16 protein-coding genes and 2 tRNA genes are annotated in these 21,749 nt (G+C 64.2%); 6 read left to right on the top strand and 12 right to left on the bottom strand.

All coding sequences use genetic code 11. The features are described from left to right. Positions 1 to 56: 56 nt before the first annotated feature. Entirely contained in the window at positions 57 to 1,286 is a 1,230-nt protein-coding gene (locus OCK01_RS02820; protein ID WP_263822603.1) for a PLP-dependent aminotransferase family protein, read from the top strand. Between the two features lie 212 nt (positions 1,287 to 1,498). Then, positions 1,499 to 2,164 carry a DUF2161 domain-containing phosphodiesterase gene (locus OCK01_RS02815; RefSeq protein WP_263822602.1) on the top strand — a complete coding sequence of 222 codons (666 nt, stop codon included), beginning with the start codon at positions 1,499 to 1,501 and terminating at the stop codon, positions 2,162 to 2,164. Between the two features lie 93 nt (positions 2,165 to 2,257). On the opposite strand, the gene OCK01_RS02810 is transcribed toward OCK01_RS02815, so the two are convergent. The 6 genes from OCK01_RS02810 to OCK01_RS02785 form a co-directional block, all read right to left on the bottom strand. Next, positions 2,258 to 2,333 (bottom strand) — tRNA-Lys (locus tag OCK01_RS02810). 133 nt (positions 2,334 to 2,466) lie between these two features. Next, entirely contained in the window at positions 2,467 to 4,500 is a 2,034-nt protein-coding gene (locus tag OCK01_RS02805; protein ID WP_318530222.1) for a putative bifunctional diguanylate cyclase/phosphodiesterase, read from the bottom strand. Between the two features lie 332 nt (positions 4,501 to 4,832). Continuing rightward, a tRNA-Lys gene (locus tag OCK01_RS02800) sits at positions 4,833 to 4,908 on the bottom strand. Between the two features lie 129 nt (positions 4,909 to 5,037). Then, the gene (locus tag OCK01_RS02795) at positions 5,038 to 5,934 is read right to left on the bottom strand and encodes a PhzF family phenazine biosynthesis protein (RefSeq protein WP_263822600.1); all 897 of its coding nucleotides are present in this window, start codon (positions 5,932 to 5,934) and stop codon (positions 5,038 to 5,040) included. Between the two features lie 2 nt (positions 5,935 to 5,936). After that, positions 5,937 to 6,677, bottom strand: coding sequence for an NUDIX hydrolase (locus OCK01_RS02790; protein WP_263822599.1), 741 nt, complete (start codon positions 6,675 to 6,677; stop codon positions 5,937 to 5,939). After that, positions 6,674 to 7,780 carry an endonuclease/exonuclease/phosphatase family protein gene (locus OCK01_RS02785; RefSeq protein WP_263822598.1) on the bottom strand — a complete coding sequence of 369 codons (1,107 nt, stop codon included), beginning with the start codon at positions 7,778 to 7,780 and terminating at the stop codon, positions 6,674 to 6,676. The genes OCK01_RS02790 and OCK01_RS02785 overlap by 4 nt, the downstream gene beginning before the upstream one ends. Positions 7,781 to 7,979: 199 nt before the next feature. Between OCK01_RS02785 and OCK01_RS02780 the strand changes: the two genes are divergently transcribed. Continuing rightward, a complete protein-coding gene (locus OCK01_RS02780; protein ID WP_182829079.1) occupies positions 7,980 to 8,351 on the top strand; it encodes a DUF4189 domain-containing protein in 372 nt (123 codons plus the stop codon). Positions 8,352 to 8,627: 276 nt separating this feature from the next. Then, complete coding sequence (locus OCK01_RS02775; protein ID WP_263822597.1) at positions 8,628 to 9,881, top strand: adenylate/guanylate cyclase domain-containing protein; 1,254 nt, start codon at positions 8,628 to 8,630, stop codon at positions 9,879 to 9,881. 163 nt (positions 9,882 to 10,044) lie between these two features. Here the strand turns inward: OCK01_RS02775 and OCK01_RS02770 are convergent, their stop codons facing one another. The 4 genes from OCK01_RS02770 to OCK01_RS02755 all read right to left on the bottom strand — a co-directional run bounded on the left by OCK01_RS02770 (position 10,045) and on the right by OCK01_RS02755 (position 14,561). Further along, on the bottom strand, positions 10,045 to 10,839 hold the full coding sequence (locus tag OCK01_RS02770) for a YdcF family protein (RefSeq protein ID WP_263822596.1): 795 nt from the start codon (positions 10,837 to 10,839) through the stop codon (positions 10,045 to 10,047). An 80-nt stretch (positions 10,840 to 10,919) separates the two neighbouring features. Beyond that, positions 10,920 to 12,893, bottom strand: coding sequence for a Fe(3+)-hydroxamate ABC transporter permease FhuB (fhuB, locus tag OCK01_RS02765; protein WP_263822595.1), 1,974 nt, complete (start codon positions 12,891 to 12,893; stop codon positions 10,920 to 10,922). Further along, positions 12,890 to 13,750 (bottom strand): ABC transporter substrate-binding protein, encoded by an 861-nt coding sequence (locus OCK01_RS02760; RefSeq protein ID WP_263822594.1) that lies wholly within the window; start codon positions 13,748 to 13,750, stop codon positions 12,890 to 12,892. The genes fhuB and OCK01_RS02760 overlap by 4 nt, the downstream gene beginning before the upstream one ends. A gap of 25 nt (positions 13,751 to 13,775) precedes the next feature. After that, positions 13,776 to 14,561: an ATP-binding cassette domain-containing protein gene (locus OCK01_RS02755; RefSeq protein ID WP_263822593.1), complete on the bottom strand. Its 786-nt coding sequence runs from the start codon at positions 14,559 to 14,561 to the stop codon at positions 13,776 to 13,778. Positions 14,562 to 14,698: 137 nt separating this feature from the next. On the opposite strand from OCK01_RS02755, the gene OCK01_RS02750 reads away from it, so the two are divergent. Together OCK01_RS02750 and OCK01_RS02745 are read left to right on the top strand one after the other, a co-directional pair. Continuing rightward, complete coding sequence (locus tag OCK01_RS02750; RefSeq protein ID WP_263822592.1) at positions 14,699 to 15,583, top strand: helix-turn-helix domain-containing protein; 885 nt, start codon at positions 14,699 to 14,701, stop codon at positions 15,581 to 15,583. A 148-nt stretch (positions 15,584 to 15,731) separates the two neighbouring features. Further along, on the top strand, positions 15,732 to 17,912 hold the full coding sequence (locus OCK01_RS02745; RefSeq protein WP_263822591.1) for a TonB-dependent siderophore receptor: 2,181 nt from the start codon (positions 15,732 to 15,734) through the stop codon (positions 17,910 to 17,912). An 84-nt stretch (positions 17,913 to 17,996) separates the two neighbouring features. Here OCK01_RS02745 and OCK01_RS02740 read toward each other — a convergent pair whose 3' ends face one another. Together OCK01_RS02740 and OCK01_RS02735 are read right to left on the bottom strand one after the other, a co-directional pair. After that, a complete protein-coding gene (locus tag OCK01_RS02740; RefSeq protein ID WP_182829086.1) occupies positions 17,997 to 19,160 on the bottom strand; it encodes an AI-2E family transporter in 1,164 nt (387 codons plus the stop codon). A 248-nt stretch (positions 19,161 to 19,408) separates the two neighbouring features. Continuing rightward, positions 19,409 to 21,574: a putative bifunctional diguanylate cyclase/phosphodiesterase gene (locus tag OCK01_RS02735; RefSeq protein WP_263822590.1), complete on the bottom strand. Its 2,166-nt coding sequence runs from the start codon at positions 21,572 to 21,574 to the stop codon at positions 19,409 to 19,411. Between the last annotated feature and the right edge of the window lie 175 nt (positions 21,575 to 21,749).

Raw genomic sequence — 21,749 nt, 5'->3', positions numbered from 1 at the left:
CTTATTGTCCCTGCCGTGATCTTCTGGCGGCATAATATCGGAGAGGAAACGAATCCATGGATTGGCAACAGGTCTTCGCCACGCGCGCGAGCCGCATGAAGGCGTCTGAAATTCGCGAATTGCTCAAGCTTCTCGAGCAGCCCGACATCATCTCCTTCGCCGGCGGCATTCCCGACGTCAACCTGTTCCCCAAGGCCGAAGTGGCCGAAGCCTATGCCGAAGTGCTCGCGAGCCCGCAGGGCGACGCCGCGCTGCAATATTCGGTGTCGGAAGGCTACAAGCCGCTACGCGAATGGATCGCCAAGGAAATGGGCAAGATCGGCATCGCCTGCACGGCGGATCACGTCTTCATCACCTCCGGCTCGCAGCAATTGCTCGATTATCTCGGTAAGCTCTTCCTGTCGAAGGACGATACGGCGCTGGTGACCTGGCCGACCTATATGGGCGCGCTCGGCGCCTTCAACGCCTATGAGCCGAATTATGACAAGCTTCTGCCGCTCTCTAACCGCGAGCCGTCGTCCTATCACGACGCCGCCAAGGAGAAGGGCGGCGCGGTGAAATTCGCCTATTGCGTGCCGGAATTCCACAACCCCACGGGCGTGACCATGACGCGTCCCGAGCGCGAATGGCTGCTCGATCTGGCCCAAAAGCTCGATGTGCCGGTGATCGAGGACGCCGCCTATCAATCGCTGCGCTATGCCGGCGAAAGCGTGCCGCCGATCCTGGCGCTCGATCTCGAGCGCAATGGCGGCGACATCGAAAAGACCCGCACCTTCTATTGCGGCACTTTCTCCAAGACGCTGGCGCCGGGCCTGCGCATCGGCTGGCTGGTTGGCAATTCCGAAGTCGTGCGCAAGCTGGTGCTGATCAAGCAGGCCGCCGATCTCCACTCTTCGACCATCAACCAGATGGCCATCCACAAGGTCGCCGAGCGGCTGTTCGACGATCAGATCGCCAAGATCCGCAAGGCCTACGGCCACCGCCGCGAGAAGATGCTGGCGGCGCTCGACGCCTATATGCCGGCGGGGCTGGAATGGACGCGGCCGGAAGGCGGCATGTTCGTCTGGGTGACCCTGCCCAAGGGCATGGACGGCGCCCGGCTCCTGGCCCGCGCCATCGAAACGGTGCGCGTCGCCTTCGTGCCCGGCCGCGCCTTCTTCGCCGACGGCTCGGGCGAGAACACCATTCGCCTGTCTTTCTCCTGCGCTTCAGACGAGATGATCGACGAAGGCGTCAAACGACTGGGCCAACTGATCGCCGCGGAAAGCGCAGCGTTGGCGGCTTGAACGGATCTGGCGCAGCCAAGGGCGGCCGCTCAAGCGCCTGATCTATCGTCGTCTCGCGGATCGACTGACGGCGTATTCCGACCGTCATTCGGCTGCCGCTCCTTCTTCCCGCAGGCGCGGGGAGAAAGTCCCGGCGAGGGATGGGGGCTGCGTAGGCCGTCAAACTCCTGCCCCGAACGCCACCCGCGCCACCTTTACCGTCCCGGACCCCCATGGAAACCAACCTCTATCTGCCGGTGAAGCGTTTCCTCGAAAGCCTGGGCTTCGAGGTCAAGGGCGAGGTGGGCGGATGCGACGTGGTCGGGCGGATGCAGGGAGAGGCGGGCGAGGTGGTGGTCGTCTGCGAACTCAAGATGAGCTTCAATCTCGAACTGCTGCTGCAGGCGGTCGATCGGGCGCAGGCCGCCGATGAAGTGTGGATCGCGGCCAGGGTGTCCGCCAAGGGCAAGGGGCGCGAGACCGACCGGCGCTTCCGCGACCTCTGCCGTCGCCTCGGGCTCGGCATGATCGGCGTCGACGATCGCGGCGAAGCGCAGGTGCTCGTCAAATCCGTTTCGCCCATGCCGCGCACAAATCCCAAACGCCGATCGCGGCTGATGCGCGAATTCGATCGCCGGCGCGGCGACCCGATCCTCGGCGGCTCGACGCGAACGCCGCAAATGACCGCCTATCGCCAGCAGGCGCTGGCGGTCGCCGCCGCTGTGCGGGACGGTCGCGTCCGCCCTGCCGAGATCCGCCCCGATTGTCCCGATGTCGGAAAAATCCTCCAGAGCAATGTCTATGGCTGGTTCGCGCGCGTCGAGCGCGGCGTCTACGCGCTGACGGCTGCGGGGGAGGAGGCGCTGACGCGTTGGAGCGCGCAAGCGCCGGGCGGCTGAGAGGCGGCCATCACCCGACACAGCATGCCGGCGAGCAAGGCCGCGCACCGCGGATCGATGCAAATTTCCGTGAAACCCTGGAAGGAAGACGTCTGGTGGGTGATGTAGGGCTCGAACCTACGACCCGCTGATTAAGAGTCAGCTGCTCTACCAACTGAGCTAATCACCCGTTCCAGAAGCGCTCGTTGCGCGTCTGACCGGGCGTATAAAGGGCTTCTTCGGGCTTGGCAAGTCCCTTAACCCGGGAAAACACCACGCTTATCAACAGGGTTGAGGACTCATTTCGAAACGCCGCGATTCTCTCAGACCTTGCGGCGGAGCCGCCTTCGGGCGGGCGCCGCCGCCGGCATGTGGCTCGCGATCAGGTCCTGGGCGTCGTCCAGCGTCAGGGGGCGGCCGAGATGGTAGCCCTGGCCGAGGTCGAAGCCGAGACTGGCCACCGCCGCCGCCTGACTTTCCGTCTCGATCCCTTCCGCCACAGTCGTCGCGCCAAAGCCGGACGCGATCGCCACCACGGCTTTGGCGATCGACACGGAGCCCTTGCTGCAGTCGAGGTCGGCGATGAAGCTGCGGTCGAGCTTGATCTTGTCGAACGGGAAGTCGCGGAGATAGGCGAGGGAGGAATAGCCGGCGCCGAAATCGTCGATCGAGATTTTCACGCCGAGCGCCTTGAGCGATCTGAAGAGTGCGAGACTGTGTTCGGCGTCGCCCACGAACACGGATTCGGTGATCTCGAGGTCGAGGCGATGTGGTTCGAGCCCGCTCTCGGCGAGAGTGTTTTCCACGAGTTTCGGAATGTCGGAGCCTTGTAACTGTCGGGGCGATAGGTTGACCGCCATCGTCAATTCCTTCGGCCAGCCGGCGGCGACGGAGCAGGCGCGCCGCAACACCGATTCTCCGAGCGGAGCGATGAGCCCGGTCGTCTCGGCGAGATCGATGAAGTGGCCCGGGCCGATCAGGCCGAAACGAGGATGCCGCCAGCGCACCAGCGCCTCGAAGCCGGCCAGACCGCGGTCGCCCAGTCGAAAGAGCGGCTGATAATGCAATTCCAGCTCATCGCGCCCGATGGCGTCGCGCAGTTCCGCGGTCATTTGACGGCGACGCTGAGCGGCGGCGCTCATGATCGGCGAATAGACGCGAAAGGTCGCGCGGCCCGCTTCCTTGGCGGCGTAGAGGGCGATGTCGGCCAGTCGCAACAGCTCCTCGTCGCTGTCGGCGTGATGCGGCGCGAGCGCCACGCCGAGGCTGCAACTGAGCATTTCCTCGCCGTTTTCGAGAACGAACGGCGTGTTGAACACCGCCTGCACCCTTTCTCCGAAGGCGTCTACTTCGCCGGCGTCCGGAAAACGGGCCATGAGCGCGAATTCGTCGCCGCCCAGTCGGGCGACCAGCGTGTCCGGCAAGGTCTTCGTCAGCCGGGCGGCGAGCTGACGCAGCAACGCGTCGCCGGCGCTGTGGCCGCCGGTGTCGTTGATGTCCTTGAAGTTGTCGACGTCGAGAAAAGCCAACGCCACGACGCCTCCGGCCGCCATGGCCTCGTTCAGCCCTTCCATGAAAGCGGCGCGATTGGCCAGCCCGGTCAGGGGATCCTCCAGCGCCAGACGTTCGAGTTTCCGGGCGAACATCCGCGCCTCGGTGACGTCCTCGGAGACGCCGAGCAGGAAGCGCTGCGGCTGGTCGGCGCCCAGCCGCAGCATTTTCTTGGTAGTCTTGATGATCCGCTCGGAACCGTCGGCGACGCGATGCCGCGCCTCATAGACATAGGCTTCGCCGGAGGCGGCCGCCACGCGGTCCGATTCCTGAAAGACTTTCGTTGTCTCCGCCGAGAAAATGTCGTCGTCGCGGCGACCCAGCACATCGGCGGGATCCTTGCCGTCGATGGCCGCGCTCACCGCGTTGAAGATGATATAGGCGCCGTCCGCATCCATGTCCTTCACGAACACGCCGTTCGGCATGTTTTCGATGATGGCGTTGAGAATGATGTGCGCTTCCTCGACCTGTCGCTTGGCGAGGTTGAATTCGCTGCGGTCCTGCACGATCGCCAGGATGGCATCGGCGCCGTCGAAGCGGATGGTCCGCCCATAGGTCTGCACTTCGAATGTCTCGCCGTCGGCCTTGAGGTGCAGCCAGCTGTCTCTGCGCTCGATATCGCTCCGCGCCGTCACGGCGCATTGCATCCTCTGCCGCTCATGGTCCGGGCGGATGTCGAGGACCGTCATATCCGCGAGTTGTCTGCGGCTGTAGCCGTAAAGCGAGACCATGGCGTCGTTGACAGCCAGGAACTTCAGCGTTTGCGGATCATAGACCCACATCGGCGACGGGTGGGTTGCAAACAAGAACTGGAAATCATCTTGGCCGATCGATTGGCGAGGCTCGTTGAAATTTCGCATTATTAGTCACTTTGAATGAATAATTATGAGAAGGTATCGGAAAAGTGTGAACAAATGAAAAAACACATCACGCAGTACATGATCTCTAGAGACAGTCGAGGCGTTCGGATGATCATTATTTCCGCGTCTTGTGCGCAGCTTGATCGCGATGATGAAATCGACGAGTCGTCGCCCCGATAATCGGGCCGGGAGCATTGAGACGCCATATCGCGCGACAAGAAAAGGCCCAAGCCCGGTCTTTTTCCGAAAGTCTGTGCACAAAGGCCGGGGAAAGTGTCTGGTGGGTGATGTAGGGCTCGAACCTACGACCCGCTGATTAAGAGTCAGCTGCTCTACCAACTGAGCTAATCACCCGTTCCAGAAGCGCTCGCTGCGCGTCTGACGGGGCGTATAAAGGGGTTGCCGAGCCTTGGCAACCCCCGGTCCGTCACAAAAATGAAAAAAATCCCCGTACTCGAACCGGCGGCGCGGAGGGTTGAAAAATCACAGGAAAATCTCGCCTGCCGCCAACTTCACCGCCTGTCCGCCGATGCGGGCGCGGATGACGCGGCCGGCTTCTGTGTCGATATGCAGATGGATATGCGACGTCCGACCCATCTCCACGCCCTGCTCGATGAAGAGGGCGTGGCGTCCGTCGGTGAGCCCGTCGAAGTGGTGGATGGCGCCGCTCATCGCCGCCACCGCCCCGCCGGTCGCAGGGTCTTCGACGATGCCCATGTCGGGCGCGAACATGCGGGCGTGGAAGCTGGCGCGGTGATCCTCGCCGCCGCGGCAATAGAGATAGCAGGCGCCGGACGGGACGGCTTTCGTCCACAGTTTCGGATCGAAACGAACGGCCGCGGCAGCCGACAGTCCCGAGACCGGGACCATGACGAAGGGCACGCCGGCGCTCCACAGCGACAGGCGGTGGTTTTCGAAGCCTATATCGCCGGCGCTGAGGCAGAGCGCGTCGGCGACGGCCTGTATGTCGAATTCAGCAGGGATTTCTTCAGACAGGCGTGGCAGGTCGAATTCGGCAAAAGAAATCTCGCCCGCTGCGAGGCGGACGGCGGCGCGCACGGGGCCGATTTTCTCCTCGAGCATCGAGACGAGATCGATGCTCGCGCCGGGCGACTGGCGTTCGGCGAGCGCGATGGCCGCGCCCACCGTCGGGTGACCTGCGAAAGGCAGTTCGCGGCCGGGAGTGAAGATGCGCAGCTGCGCCGTATGCGCAGGGTTGTCCGCCGGCAACACGAAGACGGTCTCCGAAAGGTTGAACTCGCCGGCGATGGTCTGCATCGACTCATCGGAAAGGCCCGAGCCGTCGAAGACGACGGCGAGCGGATTGCCTTTCAGCGCGTTGGCGGTGAAGACGTCGTAGATGGCGTAGGCGCGGGACATGGTCATCCTTTCCGGTCGAACAGCCAGGTGAGCAGGGGGGGCATGAAGGCGGGATAGTCGTGCGCCGCGGGATCCGAGTCGCGAATCGCCAGCGCGCCGTCGATTTCCGGTTCAGGGTCGGCGGCGACATGGGCGGCGATGCGATCGAGCATCTCCTGCGCGGTCAGGTCGAAGAAGAAGCGCCGAAACACGGTGACGGTATTGTCCGATTGCACGGCGTAGGTTTGCGCATCGGCGCGGGCGGTCGCGATGTCGAAGCCGGTTTCCTCCAGCACCTCCCGGCGCATGTTGAAGTCGAGATCGCAACGGCCTGATACGACGTCGTTTTCGTCCATGGAGCCCGCCGCGCAATAAACCCTGCCGGGATTGGCGGTGTGGGCCCCCATGCGTATGGCGATCAGCGCGCCGTCCGACGAGATCGGCAAGGGCAGGGCGAAAAGGTGGTATCCGCCTGCCGGACGCGCCAGACGCCGCCAATGCAGGAAGGTGGCGAAGGGCGCCAGATAGGCTTCGCCTTCGATGCGATCGTCGACCAGGGACAAGCGACGCTGGAAGACCATGCGGCCGTTGAACAAAGCGGGATTGGCTGCGACTTCGCGCGCCCAGTTTTCCTCGATCGCCGCCTGGTTTTCCAGAACCCAGGGATGATCGCCGTCATGCACGACGAGGGTATGGGCGGCGAGCGGAAACACCTGACCGGCCGGCGGGAAACCGGCGTTTTCGAGATCGTGATCGATGTTCACGGCAGATGGAGCTCCATGACGACGGGGCAATGATCGGACGCCTTCGGCCGGTCCCAGCCGATGCGGGGATAGCGCTCGACCTCCTGCCCAGGCGGAAAGGGGGTGCGGAACGGTTGACCGGACCTGACGATATCGGGCGCGGCCGCGGGATTGGCTTCGGACAGCGACGGCGACAGCCAGATGTAATCGAGCTGGCAGAGATGCCGTTCCTCGAGTCCCCGGGCGTGAAACAGGGTCCAGCGATCGTCGGGCGCGCGGCGCCTGACGACGTTCTCGGCGAAGCCGTCGCCGCTGAACACGTCGAGCGCGCTTTCGCGCTCTTCCGTCGGCGTGAAGGCGAAGCCCGTTCGGCGGTCGCCGGAGATCAGCAGCTTTTCCTGGTAGTCGTTCATGTCGCCGCAAATGACGAAGTTGCGATGGGTGACGCCCTGGCCGAACCGCGTCTCGATGATGCGCCTGACGGCGCGCGCCTCGGCGCGGCGCAGCGCCATGGTGGCCGTGCGGCCGTCCATGCCGTCGCGCGGGCTGGTCATGGACTTGAAATGGCTGACGAACACCGTCAGGCGCTTGCCGCCGATCCGGACGTCCAGCTCCAGGCAGTCGCGCCGGAAGATTCGGTCGTCGGGCTTTTCCGTCGCGGTCAGAGCTTCGTCGTAGAGGCCGAAATCGCGGAAGGTCACGGCGGCGTGGCTGCGTATGTCGATGAATTCGATCGGCGCGCCGTCGCGGGTGCGTTCGCGCATCATCACCGCCACCTCGATGCCGCGGCTGTCGTTTCCCTTGATCAGATATTTCTGCCGATAGCCTTCGCCGACCATCTTGTAGAGATAGCCGTATTCGAAGGCGTTCAGCGCCTCGAGGCTTTCGACCTCCTGCAGGCAGAGAATATCGGCGTCCGCGTCGGCGATGGCCAGCGCCGAATGCTGTCGTGTGTCGTCGGTGGAGGCGATCATGCGCGCCTCCTCCAGCCGGCGATAGTCGGCTTCCGAATCGATCGTGTAGAGCCTGAGGGCGCGGTCCTGGCGGAGCTGATTGCGAAAGCCGGTGAAATCGAAGCGATTCAATAGGTTTTCGATGTTGAATGTTCCGATCCGAACGGCCATCACTGTCTCCGCTGATGCGCCGTGACGCTAGCACGGGGCCTGACGGCTAGGCAAACCGCCTATCCCGGCGCCTGCGCTGTAAACTTATTTTGGGTGCAGCTAAAATGTCGATTGAAGGTCTCGCGGCCGACGTGATTTACTGCCGGCCGGGTAGGGCAAGGCCCGTAAATTTTGGGAAAACAAAGGGGAGTTCTCCGCAATGAAACAGTTTCTTCTCGCTTGCGCCATCGCCTCGGCTGCGATGGCGAGCCCGGTCGCAGCGCTGGCTGACGATCTTTTCGGAGCGATCGCCTATTCCGGCAGCACGGGATCCTATGGCTGGAGCACGGGCTTCAGCACCCGCCGCGCCGCCGAGCGCGAAGCCCTGGGCAATTGCGGCGACCGCGCCAATGACTGTGAGGTCGCAACCTATTTCAAGAACGCCTGCGGTTCGCTGGCCGCCGGCGCGAATGGCGGCTGGGGCGCCAATTGGGGCGATCACATGGGCGAAGCCGAGCGCAAGGCCATGCGGGTCTGCAAGAAAAACGACAGCGGCTGCTCGGTCGTGGTCACCAAATGCGCCGACGATTGATCTGAAGATCTCGGCCTGAAACCTCTCGCCCGCCGTTCCGATCGGCGGGCTTTCCATTTCGATCGTCGTTCGCATGACGACCCTCCCGCGCAATCGGGCTTGCGCCGCCGGCGGGGCGGTGTACCGTCTCGACCACAGCGAGTTTTTTTCAGATCCGTGGCCTTACAATCCGCTCCGAGGAAACTATGTCTGCTAAGCGATTGCCGACCCGGACTTTGGGGCTGTTTGTGAAACGGTTTTGGGCGGCGGTCGGACAGTCGAGAGGGCATACAGAGAATGACGATAGCGCAGGACGATCAAAGAGCCGCGCGACCAGACCATGACGGCGTGGGCGAACCCGTATGGCCCGTGGCGCGCAATCCGGTTTTGGACTGGCTGGTCGGCGAGACGCGCAGCGAGAGATTTCTGGACAACCTGTTTCTCGACATGTGTGAGCGCCTGAACGCCGCCGGCCTGATGATCGGTCGCGCGACCATTCACCTGAGGGTGCATCATCCGCAATGGCTCGGCGCGCGGATTCTGTGGCGGCGCGGCATGGTCGAGGCGGAAATCGACACGTTCGACTACGGCATCGAAGAGACGCCGCAATTCCAGCGCAGCCCGGCCCGGTTGCTCTATAGCGGCGTCAACGAGGTACGGCAGATCCTCGGCGATCCCGCGCTCGACGAGCCTTTCCCATTGTATGGCGATCTCTACCGCCAGGGCCTCACCGAATATCTCGCCTGGCCGCTCGAATACACGCTGGACAAGAAGCACATCATCACCTTTTCCAGCGATCGGCCCGGCGGTTTCCGGGATTGGGAGATCGTCGCGCTCCGCGATATCCTGCCGATCTTCGCTCTGGCGTCCGAGGTCCGCGTCAAGAATCGCATGGCGCGCACGCTGCTCGAGACCTATGTCGGCCCGCATGCCAGCGAGCAGATCCTCGCCGGCGCCTCGACCCGTGGCAGCGGGGCGACGATCGAGGCGGCGATCATGATCTGCGATCTTCGCGATTTCACGTCGCTGTCCGATCTCTGGCCGCGCGACGACGTCATCGACATGCTCAACGCCTATTTCGATGCGCTGTCCGAGCCGATCGAGCGGCAGGGCGGCGAGATCCTCAAATTCATGGGCGACGGGCTGCTTGCGATATTTCCGCTGTCGGACCCGGAAGCCTGCGCCAAGCTGCTGCTCGCAATCCGCGACACTCGCCGGCGCATGGAGGCGCTGAACCTGGTTCATGAGGAGCGGGGCCTGCCCAATCTCCGCTTCGGGACCGGCGTGCATATCGGCGACGTCATGTATGGCAATATCGGCTCGCGTCGTCGGCTCGATTTCACCGCCATCGGTCCTGTGGTCAATATCGCGTCTCGGCTAGAAACCCTGACCAAGGATATCGGCCGAAGCGTTCTGCTTTCCGGTGATTTCGTCGAGCGCGCCGGTTGTTGGGACGAGGTCGACAGCGTCGGGCCGCATGTGCTGAAGGGTCTGAACCATCCCGTGGATGTCTACGCGCTGCAAACGTCGACCAAGATCTCCTCGGATTGATCGGACAATCACGCGTCGTCCGGAGACGTATCGCACCGCGAGCCGATCTCAAGCAGAGGGAGACGTCGCATGTCGATGACGAGCCGAGGGTCCGTCGGACATTCCAACTGCTTTGCCTGAGAACGCAACGATTTCGGAAAAGCGCGCGGCGGACGGAAAGGGCTCAGCGGGCCGGCATGAGCGTCTTGGTCCGCCCCGACAGCCAGTAGCCGACAAGGCCGATCCATTCATGGGCGGCGAGATCGAGATTGGTCAGGCCGACCGCCGTGGAACGCGGACGGTTGAGCGGATGGGCCAATCCCCGGGTGCGGTAGTCGACCGGGTAGGGGACAAGGTCCAGCCCCTGTTCGCGGAACACCGCCACCGAACGCGGCATATGCGAGGCGGAGGTCAACAGCAGCCAACGCTCGCCGGGCTTCGGCTCGATCGCCTTCCTGGTTTCGACGGCGTTTTCGAAGGTCGTGCGGGAATTCTCCTCCATCTCGATCCGTTCGGGGGCGACGCCCATGCCGATCAGCGCCTGCCGGGCGAAGGAGGATTCGCTGACGCGACCCTTGTCGGTGTCCGAACTCCAGCCGCCCGAGAGAAAGACGCGCATGGTCGGGAAGCGATTGGCGAGCGCCGCCGTCTCGGTCACCCGTTCCGCGGCGTCGTTGAGAATCACCTGACCCCGCGTGACGGACAGATGCAGGTCGACCGCGCCGCCGAGCATCACCACGCCGGTCGGCGGCTCGGTGAGGTCGGGAACCGGGAAGCGATCCTCCAGCACGGCGACCGGCAGATTGCCGAGCGGGGTGAAACCCGCGGCGAGCGGAATGGCGAGCGCCAGCGCGCCCGCGACATATCCGAGCCGGCGCCAGCCGACCAACAGCAGCAACGTCGCGAGAGCGCCAAGCGCGACCATGATGTTGGACGGCAGGATCAGCGTGTCGACGAGCTTGGACAGAAAGAAGAACATGTCGGCTCCTGAATGGCGCGGGCGGTTGTGACAGCCCGACCCTATAGGCAAATCCTTTTCGAAATCGAAAGGCCGCGCCGTCAGCCGCGTCGGCGGTTCATCAGCAGAGCCAGCATCGGCGCGCCGATCATCGCCGACACCAGGCCGGCCGGGATCTGATAGGGGAAGGCGAGCATGCGGCCGCACCAATCCGCCAGCGCCATCAGGGCCGCGCCGATCAGGGCCGCACCGAGCGTCTGGGCGCCGGCATGGCGCAGGCCGGCTTCGCGGGCGAGATGCGGCGCCATTAGGCCAATAAAACTCATCGGTCCGACCGTCAGCGTCGCGGCGGCTGTGAGCAATGCCGCCAGCGCATAGAGCGCCAGTCGTATCTTCGGTAATGCGAGACCCAGCGCCTGCGCCGGCGCCGGGCCGAGCGGCAGGATCTGCAGCCAACGTCGCGCCAGCGTCGCCAGCGCGACGAGGACGAGCATCGCGACCAGCGACATCACGGCGGTCTGAACATCGACCGCATAGGTCGAGCCGCTCATCCAGCGCATCAGCGCCATGCCGCGCGGATCGCCCATCGCGCTCAGGGCGCCGGACAGGGCGTCCGCCATGGCGCTGATCGCCACGCCGGTCAGCAGCACCCGCTCGGCGGCGAAGCCCGATCTGCGCCCCATGGCGAGGATGCCGAGCAGCACGCAACCCGCGCCGAGGCCGGCAAAGCCGAGTTGCAGCGCCAGGACAGGGGTGGCCACCACCAAAAGCGACAGCGCCATGCCCATGGTCGCACCGGCGCTGATCCCCAGAACCTCCGGGCTGGCCATCTCGTTGCCGGTCAGCCGTTGTAGGATGACGCCCGCCACGGCCAGCATCGCCCCCGCGCCGATGGCTGCGAAGATGCGGGGCGCGCGATAGGGCATCACATCGTAAAGCGCCTGACCCAGGGACAGCTCGAAACCGCCGTCGAGGCCGCGGCCGACGAACAGGGCGATGACGATGATCAGGGTCGCCAGGACAATAGCCAGAACCGGCGTCCAGCCCGGGGTGGAGCGTTGCGAGGTCGTCGGAGCGGCGCTGGCGCGAAAGCGCGTTTTCAGCCGCGGCAACAGGATGAGCAGCAGCGGCGAGCCGAAGACGGCGGTGACGGCTCCGGTCGGCAGCGAATCCGAGAGATCGCCGAGCATGGCCACGAGCGCCGCGTCGGTCAGCGTCAGCAGCGCCGCGCCGATCAGGCTCGACCAGACGAACAGCGACAGCGGCCGACGTGCGCCGCTGATCCGGGCGAGCAGCGGCGCGACGAGACCGATGAAGCCAATCACCCCGACGGCGGCGGTGGCGACGGCGGCGAGCGTCACGGCGATGGCGACCGCGGCGAACCGGGCGTAACGGATCGACAGGCCGCGGCCGGCGGCGCCCTCCTCGCCGAGATCGAGCAGGCCGAGCGGCCGGATGACCAGAAAGGCGAGCGCCGAGAGGATTGCGAGTTTCGGCGCCAGCGCGAGCGGGACCGCCCAACTCTGCTGCGACAGCGAGCCCGCGCCCCAGACATACAGGCCGACCAGATAGCGATCGTTCATCAGGATCAGGATGGCCGACAAAGCGCCGCACCACAGGCTGATCACCATGCCCGACAGCACCAGCGAGAAAGGGGTGAGGCCGCGCCGGGCGCCGATCAGAAAGACGAGGCCCGCAGCGACGGCGCTGCCCACAAGCGCGATCCCGTCCCGACCAAGGGAGAGGAGCGCGGGCGCATAGAGCATCGTGGCGGCGAGCGCTAGTTGCGCGCCGGCTGCGATGCCGAGCGTGGTGGGCGAAGCGAGCGGATTGCGCAGCGCCTGCTGGAGGATCGCGCCGGACAGCGACAGCGCCGCCCCGACCATCAGCGCGGTTGCGATGCGCGGCAAAGCGGCGTTCAGGAAGACGAGCCGCGCCATCTCGTAATCGACGGCGGACGGGTCGAGCGCAAGAAACCGGTCGATTCTGCTGAAGACCAGCAAACCTGCGAGCACCATGAGCGTGACCGTGAGCGCGAGCGGGCTGCGGCGCGGGTCGAAAGCGGAAAGGGTCATGAGCGCGCCTCGATCGCCGATGTCAGAAGGCGCGCAAAACGCGTGGCCTCGCCCACCATCCCGAAAGCGAGCGCAGGCGGCAGGATGGACAGGCGTCCCGTGCGATTGAAGGGCAGCGCCTTCCAGATTGGGCTGTCGCCGATCCTGGTCATGACGTCCCGCGGCGTCGGCTCGAACAGAATGGCGTGGACGCCGTCGCCCGCCGCCGCGCCGAGGCCTTCGAGGCCGGTCGCGGTGAAACCCCAATAGTTGCAGGGCGATGTCCAGGCGTTGCTCAGGCCCAGGCGGTCGAGCGCGCCCTGATAGAGGCCCGGCGCGCCATAGACATAGGCGTGGCGGTCGTCGATCAGATAAAACATCAGGACTTCGCGCTCCGGCAGGCGCGCGAGACGGTCGCGGCAGTCGGCGAACAGCCGATCGGACCGGTCGAGATAGGCCGACATCGATGCTGACGCGCCGAGATAGTCTCCCATGCGCCGTGTTTCGGAGATCGCCTTCGGCAGCACCGGCTCGCCCGAGCCGTCGAAGACGGAGATGCGCAGGCAGGGCGCGATATCTTTCAGCTTCGGCAGCAAGGCGTCGAGAAAAGGCGTGGTGATGATGAGATCGGGTTTCAGCGCCGCCAGCAGTTCGAAATTCACCTCCCAGGCGCTGCCGAGATTGACGACGCCGGCTGGCAAGGCAGGCGCGCCCATCCATTTGTCCCAATCGGCGGCTTCGGCGACGGCGGCGAGCGCGCCACCCGTCTCGATCAGCGTCGAGGCGACGGCGTAGTCGAGCGTGGCGATGCGGCGGAAGCGCGGCGTCTCGGCGCGGGCCGAAAAGGCCAGGGGCGCGACGGCGAGGCTGGCGATCACCGCGCGGCGGCTGAGGGGGAGGCGATCAGGAAACATAGGCGAGCGGAATGTCGAGGGCGGGATGCGGCATCACCGTCATGTCGACGCCGTAAATCATGCGCAGCGTGTCATCGGTCATGATGGCGCGCGCCGGACCGGAGGCGACCAGTCGGCCGCCCTTCAGGGCGTGGATGTCGTCGGTGAAACGGGCAGCCATGTTGACGTCGTGCAGTACGATGATCACCGACAGCGACTTTTCTCGAGACAGGCGGCGGATCAAGGCGAGAAGTTCGAGCTGGTGGGCGATGTCGAGCGCCGAAGTCGGTTCGTCCAGAAGCAGGCAACGGCTGTCCTGGGCCATCAGCATGGCGATCCAGGCGCGCTGCCGCTCGCCGCCGGACAGGGTTTCCACCAACCGGTCGCGCATTGCGGCGGTGTGGGTGATGTCGAGCGCCTCTTCGACCTTGGCGCGGTCGAGCGCCGTAAAGCGGTCGAGCGCGCCATGCCAGGGGTAGCGGCCGGCTGCGGCCAGTTCACCCACCGTCATGCCGGCCGCCGCCGTGAGGTCCTGCGGCAGATAGGCGACCTCGCGGGCGAAGCGGCGGGCGCCGAAGGCGGCGACAGTTTCGCCGGAAAACAAAATGTCGCCGCCCGTTGGCGCAATCTGCCGCGCCAGCAGCTTGAGAAGCGTGGATTTTCCCGATCCGTTGTGGCCGATCAGGGCCGAAACCGAGCCGCTCTTGAAATCGATCGACACGTCGTCCAGAAGCTGCCGGTCCGAAATCTTGAAACTGAGGCTGCGTGTGGAGAAGACCGGCTTTGTATGAGACATGTCAGTTCCTTTCGCTCCGCCCGTTTCACGGAGGCCTGCGGCGTCAGCCGCGTTGAAACGCCGCTATATAATATGATAAGGCAAGTCAAGTTAGCTTGCGGCCCATGCCGCCGCCATGGATAAGGTTTCGCGTCTCGATGAATTTCGTTCCCCGCATGAGCAACCGCATCGGCGGCTACACCGTCGAGCGCTACTTCCATCGGCGATACTGGAACGGCATGGCGGCCGACCTCTGGGATGTGACCTGCGCGCCGGGGGCTGGCGGCTTCTACAGCGCCCGGGATCCTCGCCTGTTCGTCGCGCTCGCCGCGGATGGCGGCAGCGACGCGTTGTTTGAGATGCGGGAGATCGGCGGCGACAGTCGCGCGCGCAGCGTCGCGCCGTTCATCTCCTTCATTCCGGCCGGCATGGATATCGAGGCCTATTCGCACGGCATCCGCTCGGTTCGGCATCTCGATCTGCATTTCGACGCCGATACGCTGGAACGCAGATTGGGTGCGGATTACGCGGCCGCGGCCTTTCAGAGACCGCGATTGATGATGTCGGAGCCGCAGCTCTTCGCGCTGTCCGAGCTTCTCGCGCAGGAATGCCTGGCGGACGAGCCGCTGCATGATCTCTATGGCGACGGCCTGGCTTTGTCGTTGCTGCTCGCCGTGATGAAACTGCCCGCTTCCGAACGGCGGATGGGCGGCAAGCTCGCGCAATGGCAGCTGCGCCAGGTGACCGATTTCATCGAGGATAATTGCCTTCGGACCATCCGGCTCGATGAGCTCGCCACGATCGCCGGCCTGTCCGCCTGCTATTTCAGCCACGCCTTCAAGGCGTCCACCGGCCTGCCGCCGCATCAGTGGCAGATGCGGGCGCGGATCAGTCGCGTCAAAGCGAGGCTGATCGAGACGCGTCAGCCGCTCGCGGAGATCGCGGCGGAAATGGGGTTTTCGGACGCGGCGCACCTGACCCGGATGTTCCGCCGGCATGTCGGATCTCCGCCATCGGTCTGGCGTCGGGATCAGGCTGATTGAACGGCGCGGCCGTCAATGCTGGTGATTTTGCGCAAAAACGTTCAAGCCCGCAAAAGAATGGTCAAGCGGCTCGGGATAAGATGACTTATCGAGTCATCTTATCATCAAGCGAGAAGCAGGCGCGTGAGCGCCCGCGAAGGGGACAGGCATGACACGAAGAATCAGAAAGGCGCGTCTCGCGCCTTGGCTTGCGGCCGGCGTCGCGGCGACCGCGATCCTTTCGGCGCAAGGCGCCCTCGCGCAGGAAGCCACCCAGCTCAAGAAGCTCGTCGTCGAGACGGACAAGGCGGCCGAAGCGACCGGTCCGGTGGACGGCTACGCCGCCGTGGCGACCGAAGCGGGCGCCAAGACCGCCATGCCGATCAACCGCGTGCCGCAATCGGTCAGCGTGATCGGTCGCGAGGAGATCGAGGATCGCGCCGTATCCGGCAAGATCGACGAAGCGCTGCGCTACGCCTCGGGCGTCACCGCCCAGCCGTTCGGCAGCGATCCCGACACCGACTGGGTCTATATTCGCGGTTTCGACGCCACCCAGACCGGCGGCTTTCTCGATGGCCTCAATCTCCAGAGCTATGGGTTCGGCGGTTTCCAGATCGATTCCTATTTCCTGGACCGGATCACCGTGCTCAAGGGGCCGTCGTCGGCGCTGTATGGCGGCGGCAGCCCCGGGGGCATCATCGACATGGTCCGCAAGACGCCGACCGCCGAGCCGCTCCTCTCGACGGAAGCCGGCGTCAACAATTTCGGCAACGGCTATGTCGGCATCGACGCGTCCAACGCGATCAAGGACAGCGCTTTCAGCTATCGCATGACGGCCAAGGTGTCGGGCGGAAACTACCAGACCGACTACGGCAACGATCTGCGCGCCGCGGTGATGCCGCAGCTGACCTGGAGCCCCGACGACGCCACCACACTCAACGTCTTCGCTTATTATTCGACGCTCGACCAGCGCCACGGCGCAGGCAGCTTCCTTCCCTATTACGGCACGGTGAAGAACGCGCCGTTCGGCAGGATCGATCCGGACAACTTCTACAGCGAGCCCGATCTCGACGAAGGCTCCTCACGCCAGACCCTGATCGGCTACAGCTTCAAGCACGAGCTGGAAAACGGCGTCACGCTCAAGCAGACGCTGCGCTACGGACATGTGAAGAAGTACGAAAACGCGCCTTACACCTATGGCTGCTATGACGCCGTCACCTATTTCAGCGATTGCTCGTCGGCGGATGCGGCCAATGCCGAATTCTACCGGATCGGCTTCGAGCATCGGACCAGCGTCGACTCCTTCAATGTCGATACGCATGCCGAGGGCTCCTTCGACACCGGCCCCGTCAGCCATGATCTGATGGTCGGGATCGACTATCGGTATTTCGGCATCGACCAGGTGCAGGCGTCGGGTTATGCGGCGCCGATCAGCGTGCTGGATCCCGCTTATGGCGCCGACATCGTCACCTCTCCCTACCTGGTCCAGGATCTTGTGCAGCAGCAGGTCGGTCTCTACGCGCAGAACCAGATGCGTTTCGGCTCCGGCTGGGTCGCCACGCTCAACGGTCGCTACGACTTCGTGCATACGGATTCGGATTACGACCTCGGCGGAACGGACTATGTCGCCGACAACAAGGCGCTGAGCGGCCGGGCCGGCCTCGCCTATGAATTCGCCAACGGCGTCACGCCCTATGTCAGCGCGTCGACCTTCTTCGATCCGGTGATCGGCACGACCGCGGGCGGCGATGGACTCGATCCCGAGGAAGGCTACCAGCTCGAGGCAGGCGTCAAATACCAGCCCGATTTCATCGAGGGGGTCTTCACAGCCTCGGTGTTCCAGATCGTCAAGCAGAACTGGACGCTCACCAATCCTGCGACCTACGCCAGCGAGCAGGTCGGCGAGGTGAGGTCTCGCGGGATCGAGCTGGAAGCCAAGGTCGATCTGACCGAGCAATGGCGGGCCGTGGCCGGCTTCACCTATCTCGATCTCGACATCACCAAGCACAATATCGCGACCTATGTCGGCAATTCACCCTATCTGATCCCGGAAGTTTCCGCCTCGGCCTGGCTGGATTACAAGCTGCCGGCCGGCATGCTCGAAGGCGTCAGCCTCGGCGGCGGCCTGCGGTACCAGGGCAAGAGCTGGGCCGATATGGACAATACGCTCAGGGTGCCCGATGCGGTCGTCGCCGACGCCGCTATCCGCTATCAGAAAGACAATCTCGGCGTCTCCCTGACCGCGACCAATCTGTTCGACAAGGAGTATGTCACGGGTTGCCAGGGACCGCTGGTCTGCTCCTACGGGGCAGGGCGAACCGTGATGCTGAAGATCAACAAGCTCTGGTAAAACGAGTCCCAAACGGGCCGAGTTCGAAAAGAAAAGGCCGGCGGATCGAGCATCCGCCGGCCTTTTCAATGAGAATGCCGTCGTTCAGGGGCGATGCGGATCCGGGGTGATCTCGGGCATGGCCTCGTTGGCCTGCTTGGCCTCGTAGACCCATTCCCGCCAGATCGACACCAGCAGCGCCATCAGCACCGGGCCGACGAACAGACCGAGGAAACCCATGGTCTTGACGCCGCCGACGAGACCGAAAAACGTCGGCAGGAACGGAAGCTTGATCGGGCCGCCCACCAGCTTGGGTCGGAGCGTCTTGTCGACGATGAACAGTTCGACCGAACCCCATGTGATCAACGCCACGCCGGCCATGAAATCGCCGCTGGCGGCGAGATAGATCGACACGAGCGTGAAGGACAGCGGCGCGCCGCCCGGTATGAGCGCCATGACGCCGGTGATGAGCCCGAGCGTTACCGGGGAGGGAACCCCGGCCAGCCAATAGGCGACGCCGAGCACGATGCCTTCGCCGATCGCGATGATCGTCATGCCCGAAACCGTGGAGCTGATGGTCAAGGGAACGATGCGCGAGACGCGCCGCCAGCGACCGGGCAGCACCTGTTCGCCGAGCTGGTCGAGCTGGGCGACGAGATGTTCGCCGTCTCGATAGACGAAGAGCAGCGTGATCAGCATGAACAGCAGGCTGAGTATCTTTTGAAAGGCCGTGGCGCCGACGACGAGCACGCCCTGGCCGATATTGCCGATATTGGCGCCCGATACCACCTGCACCAATTCGCCGAAGCCGCCCGGCTTGCCGAAATGCAGGGTCCATTGTTCGCTCAGGAAGTCGCCGACCAGCGGGATCTGCAGCAGCCAGGCGGGGGCGGGGGCTCCCGCCGCGTTGGCCGCCATGGCCCAGGCGCTCCAGACCTTGATTTCCTTGATGGCGGCGACGATGGCGAGCGACAAGGGCGCGATGATCACCACCATCACCAGCATCAGGGCGATGGAGGCCGCCAGCGTGCGCCGGCCATTCATGGCGGCGAGAATGCGCCTGTAGATGGGCCAGGTGGCGAAACCGATCACCAGGGCCGCCAGCACCGGGACGACGAAGCCATAGAAAAAATAGACGCCGGCAATCAGCACGAACAACAGCAACCAGCGCGCCGCCGATGTGGGGCCTACCAACGCCGAGCGCCGCGGCGTCCGTGCCGTCTGCTCCGCCGAAGGCGTGATGTCTGCCGGGTCTGTCACGATTGCCATGTCTTTGTCTCGCTAATGCCGTTCCAGCGCGATTCGCTATCCGAAGGCGGGGTGTTAGGAAAGCGTCTTAAAGGTCGCGATTGATGAAATTATTGCGAAAGACCGAATTGTGATCAGATTGAGGAACTTTGGCGACCCGGCCCGGCGTCGACGCTCCTCGCCGGGAAAACGGTTTCGCCGGTGGTGTTCGACATTGCATATGTCGGTTTCATCGGAGCAATCCGCAGCGCGGCGCTTGCAGTCCGGCGTCAGGCGACCCTGTCGGCGGGGCGCAGTTGGGGAAAATAGCGCGCGGCGATTTCCGAGGCCGTCACCGGGCGGGAGAAATGATAGCCTTGCAATTCGTCGCAGCCCGACAGTTTGGCGAAGGCGGCCTGCGTCTCTGTCTCGATCCCTTCCGCCGTCACCGCCACATTCAGCGCATTGGCCAGCGAAATCGTCGCTTTGAGCACCGCGCTGGCGTTTTCATCCGCTTCGAGATCACTCACCAGCGAGCGGTCGATCTTCAGTCTGTCGAAGCCGAATTTTCGCAATGCGCCGATGCTGGCGTAACCGCAGCCGAAATCGTCGAGCGCGATCTTCACCCCCATCTCTCTCAAGGCGTCGAACGTCTTCTGCGCCTGTTCGGGGTCGGATATCAGAACGCCTTCGGTGACCTCGATCGTCAGTCGGCTGGGCGAAAATCGGTTCCGCTGCATGACTTCGGCGAGATTGGCGACGAGGAAGGGATTCTTGAGCTGGATCGGCGAAATATTCAGCGCCAGCCCCGTATCGCCCCAATGAGCCGCGGCCCTGAGGGCGAGTTCGGCGATGCGCAGGCCGAGCTGGTCGATCAAGCCGGAGCGCTCCGCCGCGGGTATGAAGAGATCCGGCCGCACGAGCGATCCATCCGGTTTTTTCCAGCGCGCCAGCGCCTCGACGCCGCCCAGCGCGCCCGTGCGGGCATTGATCAACGGCTGGAAAGCGACGTCGATCTCTCCATCCGCCAGGCCCTGGCGAAGGTCCTGCTCCATATCCCGCTGCCGACGGGCGTCGCGGTCGAGCCCCGCCTCGTAATCGACATTGACGCCGCGGCCCATTTCCTTGGCGCGATACAGCGCGAGATCGGCCCGGCGCAGCAATTCGTGAATATCGTCCGCGTTCGGGTCGGAGGAGGCTACGCCGACACTCGCGCCGATCTTGATCACGCGACCGTCAATATCGAAATGCGCCGACAGCGCTTGCTGGATCGACGCTCCGATGTCGGACGCCATGCGACGGTCGGAGAGAACGGCGAATTCATCGCCGCCGAGGCGGGCGATCGCCGCATCCGACGGGATCGTGAGAGCGATGCGGTTGGCGGCTTCGCGGATTAACTGATCGCCGACCGGATGGCCCCATATGTCGTTGACGGCCTTGAAGCCATCGAGATCGACGAGATGCAGCGTCAGTACGGGCCTGGTCGCGGCCTCGAAGCGCTTCTGCGCCGCCTCGTACAGCCCGGAGCGGTTGAGAAGACCGGTCAAAGGATCGTGCGCGGCCTGCCAAGCCAGGGATTTTTCCCGATGCCGGGCGTCACGCAGGAGCAACGCGGCCACGCCGATGATCGCCGCGACGATGGCGACGAAAACCCCGGCGGCCGTGGCCAGCATATGTTCGACCTTTTCGTAACTGGCGCTTCCGGGCTTCTGGCTCGGCCAGACGAAATAGGCGATGCGCTCGCCCTTGATGTTGCGCAGTCCGATGGAGAGATTGTCCTTCACCGGCGCGTTGGCGAGCGTGAGACCGCGAATATTGAAGGTTCCGCGCACGTCCGCGATCATTCCCGGCGTCATATGCTTGGCGAACAACAACACATGCGACCGGCCGAATGATTGTCCCGGCGGCATGACGCTCGGTTGGATGGGGGCGGCACCGACCACGGCGACTCCGATCCTGGTGCGTATGAAACTGACGGACAAGTGATCGCGGTTGATCGCCACATCTCGGGCCCGCGCAAGGAGCGTCGACAGGGAGAGGTCGAAGAACTGCTCCGCATGCGCAATCTCCACCCCCGCATGATATGCCACGACGGGTCTGTTGAAACCGTCATAGACGATAGCCGTGTCATAGAGGGGGTAATCCTCGGTGGTGGAGGCCCAGTTGTCGATGATCCACTGTCGGGCGTCAGGCGTCTTCATGACCTCGAAGGCGTCGTCCCAGAACGCGTTGTCGCGCAATGTAGCCGAGAGTCGCGAGCGCAACGCCTTGGAAGCGCCCTGCGCGGCGGAGACGGCGCGGGCGTCGTCCAGGCGGTCGGCGTTGTGAAAGATGGAGGTGACGGACTGGACGACGAGGGCGGCCAGCGTCGCGCTCAGCGCCACGAGGAGAAGGCCGACGACCACTACCATGCCGGCATGGTTCAAGCCGTTTCTCTTGTCGGGCCAAATCCGCATATCGCCTCCGCGTATCCGCTGTCGTGGCGGTCGTTCTCTCCAGCTATATTACCTCCTTCGAATAATTCACAGTTAACGCGCCCGAGAAATCCAGGGGTTTTTGCGAAAAGTCTGGTTCGGCCGGGAAAAAAGCCGGCATGCGGCGCAACCTCTCGGGCCGTGGGGCGTTGTGTCT

The organism is Rhizobium sp. TRM95796 (assembly GCF_025779995.1).
In the GTDB taxonomy this organism is placed as follows: domain Bacteria; phylum Pseudomonadota; class Alphaproteobacteria; order Rhizobiales; family Rhizobiaceae; genus Rhizobium_E.
Note: the sequence above shows the minus strand (reverse complement) of the source record. Positions and strands in the feature narration are given on the sequence as shown.